Here is a 6,056-nt window from a genome sequence, read left to right on the forward strand (position 1 = left end):
GGACGCGCGGTGCGGTGATCGCGCTCGCGGTGGTGCTGGTGGTGTTGTCGCCGGTCGCGGTGGCGGCGACCTATCTGCTCGCCCAGAATGTCGGTGTGCAGTCCGAGCAGGCGCGGACCAGGGGCAAGGACGCGTTCTGGCTCGGGCACGCGTGGGTGGACGGCCGCAAGACCGACGCCGATGTCGACCGGTTGGCGATATCGCTGGCCGGCACGGGCATCCGGGATCTGTACGTGCACACCGGACCGCTGGAACACGACGGCAGCCTGCGCGACGACCTGGCGCCCCGCGCGCAGTGGTTCGTCGACGCCGTGCACGCGAAGTTGCCCGGCATTCGCGTGCAATCGTGGCTGGGCGACATCCTGCAACCCGAATTCGACGGTCTCGACGTGGAATCGGCGGCATCGCGCGAGCGGGTGGTCGCCTCGGCGCGGCGGGTGCTCGGGCACGGCTTCGACGGAGTGCACTACGACCTGGAACCGGTGCGGTCGGGTTCGCCGGGATTCCTCGCCCTGCTCGACGCGACGAGAGCGGTGACCGCGGCGGCGGGTGTGGCGCTGTCGGTGTCGGCGCCGGTCATCGATCCGCTGCCGGGCCTGCACTCGGTCGGGATCGCGGTAGCCGATCACGGGAAATGGTGGAGCCAAGCCTATTTCGCGGACGTCGCGCGGCGCGCCGACCAGGTGGCGGTGATGTCCTACGACACCGCCATGCCGACGAAGGCGCTGTACAGCGGGTATGTGGCACAGCAGACCGCGCTGGCCGCGGAGGTGACACCGCACGGGGTCGACCTGCTGATGGGCGCCCCCGCGTTCTGGGCCGACGATCCGGGCCATCACGGCGCGGCCGAAACCGTGGCCGCCGCGATCCGCGGGATCCGGCTCGGGCTGTCCAGGACTGAGGTGGACCGCGCCGGCTTCGGCGTGGCGCTGTATGTGGATTTCGCTGCCACACCGCGGGATTGGGCCGACTACCGGCGCGACTGGTGCCGATTACCGAGCTGAGCGCGCGGACTCAGGCCGCCGTGCTGATGAGCCAGGGATGGTCGGGGTGGACCTTCGTCAGCCAGGCCGCCAGCCGGGCGCGTCGATCCTCGGACAGCAGGGGCAGCGCGCGGCGGAAGTCGGCGCCGTCCTTGGGCCGGTTGGCCTTCGCCTTGAACAGCAGCACCACTTCCGGGATGAGATAGGGGATTCCGGACGCGGTGGTTCGGATCAGCTCGGCGTAGGGGAGCGTGATCGAGGGATCGCGGCGGCAGATCCAGGTGTCACCGTCGTGGGGTTCCCGGAACACGTCGAGGTGGAAGGCGCCGGTGAACGGGTCGCGCAACCAGGTCTGGTGCAGGTCGAGCCGGTCCGCGGCCCTGGCGTAGGGCCACAGGTGGCCGTCGCCCACGATGTCCCACTCGTACTCCGGGAACGCGGCCGCGATCTCGGCGAAAGCCGCTCGGGGAACCGCGATCTCGATATCGGCGTGCGCGCGCGAGATGCCACCGGCGAACAGGTCGATGGCCCAGCCACCCGCCACCGCCCACGGTGCGGAGCAGGCCCCCAGGCGGGCGGCCACGACGCTCGGGGTCCACGGGTCCCAGCGGCGGTCGGTTTCGGATTCGGTGATCGGACGTGCGCCGTCCGGCGAGCTCATGACTCCATCATGTCCACCGATGCCGCTCGCGCAAGGCGATGGTGACCGATGGTGATCGAGGTGAGACGGGTTCGTGAGGATTCAGCGGCGCCGGTCGGTGAGCCAGGCCAGCGGACGGCGATGATGCGGGCGGGCACGGTTCTCCCAGCGCGGATTGCTCTCGTCGCGCCGATAGACCGGGACGCGCCCGGCGACGAGGAACCGCAGATCCCGTGCGGCGCCGAGGACTTCACCATCGGCGGCGACCCGGACCGGGTTGTGCAGGGCCACCGAGAGCTCGCGCATCTGGCGTTCCCCGTAGACGCGGCTGTGCCCGATGGCGGCCAGCATCAGGGCGATGACCGCGCGGGTGCGGGAGAAGCGCACATCGGCACGCAGCCAGCGGACATCGAGCAAGCCTTCGTCGAGCCGGGACCGGAACGCGGGCACTGCGCCGTGCGGGTGATAGGGCCCGTTGCCGATGAACAGGAACCACAGGTCGTGCCAGCGCTCGTCGATCCGGATGCGGATCGGCTCGGCACGGCGCAGGGTGACGATCAGCGCGGCGGCGAAGGCGGGCCACTTGCCCCAGCGGTCCTGCCATCTCTCTCGCAGCCGGACCAGATCCGGGTAGGCCCCGATGCTGGCGGTGTTGATGAGGTGGTGGGTACGCGTGCCGTCCCGGGTCTCGAATTCGACTGCGGCGATGTCGACTTCGACCGCCTCGCCCGCGCCGGTCGCGTCGGCGACCTCGCGCAGGTCGTACACGCCGAGGTCGCGGGCGAAGTGGTTCAGGGTGCCCGCGGGCACGACGACCAGCGGCAGATCGTTGCGCAGTGCCACGGCGGCGGCCGCGGCGATGGTGCCGTCCCCGCCCGCCGCGCCGACCGCGACGATCGTCTCGTCGAGCGCCTCCTGGAGCTGCTCGGCGGCATCGCGGCCCGGCGCGGTGTGCAGCAGCGTCGCGCCCGGCAGTGCCTCGGCGATATCGGGGGTCGGGTCGTAGTTCGCGTCGCCGGAACGCGGATTGATCAGCAGCAGCAGCCCTTTGCCGTCGACGAGGACGGGAACGTCGCGGACCGGATGTGCCTCGGCCTCGTCGGATTCGCGGATCGGCCACCAGCGGCGGGTGGCCAGCGCGACCCCCGTGCCGACGGCGGCGCCGACCAGCACGTCGGAGGGCCAGTGCGCGCCGGTGTGGACCCGCGAATAGGCCACCGCCGCGGCCACCGGCGCGACGGCGAGCGCCGTGCGCGGGCTCTCCAGGGCGACGGCGGTGGCGAAGGCGGCGGCATTGGCGCTGTGTCCGGACGGGAACGACGACGATACCGGCGCATCGATCAGACGGCGGCCGTGCGGCATCAGCTCCGCGGGGGGACGGCGCCGGGGAATCAGCGATTTGAGCACCAGATTCACCGTGAAGCTCGACCCCGCCAGGGCGATCACCCCGCGCAGCGCCGCCCGCCGCGGCGGGCCCGGCTTGGCGGCCAGCACGGCGGCCGTCACCAGCCACAGGCCGCCGGTGTTGGCCGATTTGGTCAACCGCAGCATGCCGCGATCGGCCGCGGACTCCGGGATCCGGGACACCATCCGGCTGGCGGCCTCGTCGATCCTGGCGACCCGGTGGAACCTGCGGCGGCGGGGCAATGCACTCACAGACAGAACACTACCGCCGTTGCCCGTGAGCAGCTTTCGCTCGCGCGCGCCCGCCGGCCGCGGGACCGGTGTGGGCGAGTGCCCGCCGGGGCGGCGGATTACGGTGTGGCGGCCGGGATCTGCGGCGGATCGCAGTCCGCGGTGGGGGACTCGCCCGACAGGGACTGGAGGATGCAGCCGAGGTTGATCGACGACGAGCCGGTGTCGGCCTGGGCCGCGGGACTGGCGACGAGGAGGGGAGCGGCGACCAGGACGGCGCCGAGGCAGAGTCTACGAATGTTCACCCGGCTACTCTCGCAGCGACGATCCCCGGATGGTAGCGCGCGGCGGCCCCCAATTGCTGGGGCTGGTGACGCCCGGTCGTCGCGGTCTCGTGCCCGAGCTCGGAGGGTGCGCACGGCACGGAGCGCGCCCGATAAGCTCTGGGCCCATGACCGACAACGCGCTGCTCGAGGGTCCCATCCATGCTGTTCACGTCGAACTCGGCGCCACCTTCGCGCCGTTCGGCGGGTGGGAGATGCCCGTGCAGTACGGCGGCACCGTCGGCGAGCACACCGCCGTGCGCACCACGGTCGGCCTGTTCGACGTGAGCCACCTCGGCAAGGCGACCGTCGCGGGTCCCGGCGCCGCCGCCTTCGTGAACTCGGCGCTGACCAACGATCTCGCGCGGATCCGGCCGGGCAAGGCCCAGTACACGCTGTGCTGCGCCGCCGACGGCGGCGTGATCGACGACCTGATCGCCTACTACGTCAGCGACGACGAGGTGTTCCTCGTCCCCAACGCCGCCAACACCGCGGCCGTGGTCGCGGCGCTGCGCGCGGTGGCGCCCGCGGGCATCACCGTCACCGACGAGCACCGCGAGTACGCCGTGTTCGCGGTGCAGGGCCCGAAATCGACCGAGGTGCTCGCCGCGCTCGGCCTGCCCACCGACATGGAGTACATGGCCTACGCCGACGCCCAATGGGACGGCAGGCCGGTGCGCGTGTGCCGGACCGGCTACACCGGCGAGCACGGCTACGAGCTGCTCCCGCGCTGGGCCGACGCCGAACCGGTCTTCCGCGCCCTGGTGGCGCAGGTGGAGGCCGCGGGCGGCCAGGCGGCCGGGCTGGGCGCCCGCGACACCCTGCGGACCGAGATGGGCTACCCGCTGCACGGCCACGAGCTCTCCCTCGACATCACCCCGAACCAGGCCCGCACCGGCTGGGCGGTCGGCTGGAAGAAGCCGGAGTTCTGGGGCAAGGCGGCGCTCGAGCAGGAGAAGGCCGACGGTCCGCGCCGCACGTTGCTGGGGCTGAAGGCGCTCGACCGCGGCGTGCTGCGGCAGGGCCAGACCGTGCTGCGTGACGGCGAGCCGGTGGGTGAGACGACCTCCGGCACGTTCTCCCCGTCGCTGAAGGTCGGCATCGCGCTGGCCCTGCTCGACACCGCGGCCGAGCTCGAGCCCGGCGACGAGGTGGAGGTCGACGTGCGCGGCCGCCGCCTGCGCTGCGAGGTGGTCAAGCCGCCGTTCGTCGACACCAAGACCAAGTAGTTCCGCGCAAATGGATAGGATCGCATCATGACAGTCGCTGCACAGTTCACTCGTATTCCGCACCCGGCGCCCACCTCGGCCGAGCAGCGGGAACAGGTACTGGCGGCTCCCGGCTTCGGCCGGTTCTTCACCGACCACATGGTGTCGATCGACTACACCGACGGCGCGTGGGGCAATGCCAGGGTCGAGCCGTACGGTCCGCTCTCGATGGACCCGGCCACCATGGTGTTCCACTACGGCCAGGCGATCTTCGAGGGGCTCAAGGCCTACCGGCAGCCCGACGGCACCATCGCGACCTTCCGGATCGACGCCAACGCCGCGCGGTTCCGCCGCTCGGCGGCGCGGATGGCGATGGCCGAGCTGCCGGAGGAACTGTTCGTCGAGTCCGTGCGTCAGCTGCTCGCGGTCGACAGCGACTGGGTGCCCGCCGCCGGTGGCGAGGAGTCGCTCTACCTGCGGCCGTTCATGTTCTCGACCGAGTCCGGACTCGGCGTGAAGCCCGCGGCCTCCTACAAGTACCTGCTGCTGGCCTCGCCCGCGGGCGCGTACTTCCCGCGTGGCGTGAAGCCGGTGCGGGTGTGGCTGTCCACCGAGTACGTGCGGGCCGCGCCCGGCGGCACCGGCGAGGCCAAGGTGGCAGGCAACTACGCGGCCTCGCTGCTCGCGCAGGCGCAGGCCACCGAGAAGGGCTGCGATCAGGTCGTCTGGCTGGATGCCTGCGAGCGTCGCTACGTCGAGGAGATGGGCACGAACAACCTGTTCTTCGTCTTCGGCAAGGGCTCCGAGGCCAGGCTGGTGACCCCGGAACTGTCCGGCTCGCTGCTGCCCGGCATCACCCGCGACTCGCTGCTCACCCTGGCCGCCGACTCGGGCTTCCCGGTCGAGGAGCGCAAGGTCTCGGTGGAGGAGTGGCGCAAGGGTGCCGAATCCGGCGAGATCAGTGAGGTCTTCGCCTGTGGCACCGCCGCGGTGATCACCCCGGTCGGCTGGGTGCGCTCGACCGAGGGCGAGTTCAGCATCGGCGGCGGCGAACCCGGCGAGGTGACGATGGCGCTGCGCGACACCCTCACCGGCATCCAGCGCGGCACCTTCGCCGACACCCACGACTGGATGCGCGGTGTTTGATTGAGCGCTGGCGCGCTCGAGTCGCGGCCCCCTTGTGTCCCGTCGATAAGGCGCCGGTGCTTTGTGCATAGTAGCATTCGGCCCGGCGCCCGGGTGACGGGGCGGGGCGCCGCCCCCCCAC

General features: G+C 71.6%; 6 protein-coding genes. 3 read left to right on the forward strand and 3 right to left on the reverse strand.

What is annotated here, in order from left to right; all coding sequences use genetic code 11:
- The first annotated feature begins 32 nt into the window (after positions 1-32).
- A complete protein-coding gene (locus QH270_RS11140; RefSeq protein ID WP_432420339.1) occupies positions 33-1,004 on the forward strand; it encodes a hypothetical protein in 972 nt (323 codons plus the stop codon).
- A 10-nt stretch (positions 1,005-1,014) separates the two neighbouring features.
- Here the strand turns inward: QH270_RS11140 and QH270_RS11145 are convergent, their stop codons facing one another.
- The 3 genes from QH270_RS11145 to QH270_RS11155 all read right to left on the reverse strand — a co-directional run bounded on the left by QH270_RS11145 (position 1,015) and on the right by QH270_RS11155 (position 3,563).
- Positions 1,015-1,644, reverse strand: a complete 630-nt coding sequence (locus tag QH270_RS11145) for a nucleotidyltransferase domain-containing protein (RefSeq protein WP_280340697.1) — start codon at positions 1,642-1,644, stop codon at positions 1,015-1,017.
- Positions 1,645-1,725: 81 nt separating this feature from the next.
- Positions 1,726-3,279: a bifunctional phosphatase PAP2/diacylglycerol kinase family protein gene (locus QH270_RS11150; protein WP_280340699.1), complete on the reverse strand. Its 1,554-nt coding sequence runs from the start codon at positions 3,277-3,279 to the stop codon at positions 1,726-1,728.
- A 98-nt stretch (positions 3,280-3,377) separates the two neighbouring features.
- Positions 3,378-3,563, reverse strand: coding sequence for a hypothetical protein (locus tag QH270_RS11155; RefSeq protein WP_280340702.1), 186 nt, complete (start codon positions 3,561-3,563; stop codon positions 3,378-3,380).
- A 146-nt stretch (positions 3,564-3,709) separates the two neighbouring features.
- Between QH270_RS11155 and gcvT the strand changes: the two genes are divergently transcribed.
- Together gcvT and QH270_RS11165 are read left to right on the forward strand one after the other, a co-directional pair.
- A complete protein-coding gene (gcvT, locus tag QH270_RS11160; RefSeq protein ID WP_280340703.1) occupies positions 3,710-4,810 on the forward strand; it encodes a glycine cleavage system aminomethyltransferase GcvT in 1,101 nt (366 codons plus the stop codon).
- 27 nt (positions 4,811-4,837) lie between these two features.
- Positions 4,838-5,935, forward strand: coding sequence for a branched-chain amino acid aminotransferase (locus QH270_RS11165; RefSeq protein ID WP_280340704.1), 1,098 nt, complete (start codon positions 4,838-4,840; stop codon positions 5,933-5,935).
- The last annotated feature ends 121 nt before the right edge of the window (positions 5,936-6,056 follow it).

Source organism: Nocardia neocaledoniensis (assembly GCF_029868625.1).
Lineage (GTDB): Bacteria > Actinomycetota > Actinomycetes > Mycobacteriales > Mycobacteriaceae > Nocardia > Nocardia neocaledoniensis_A.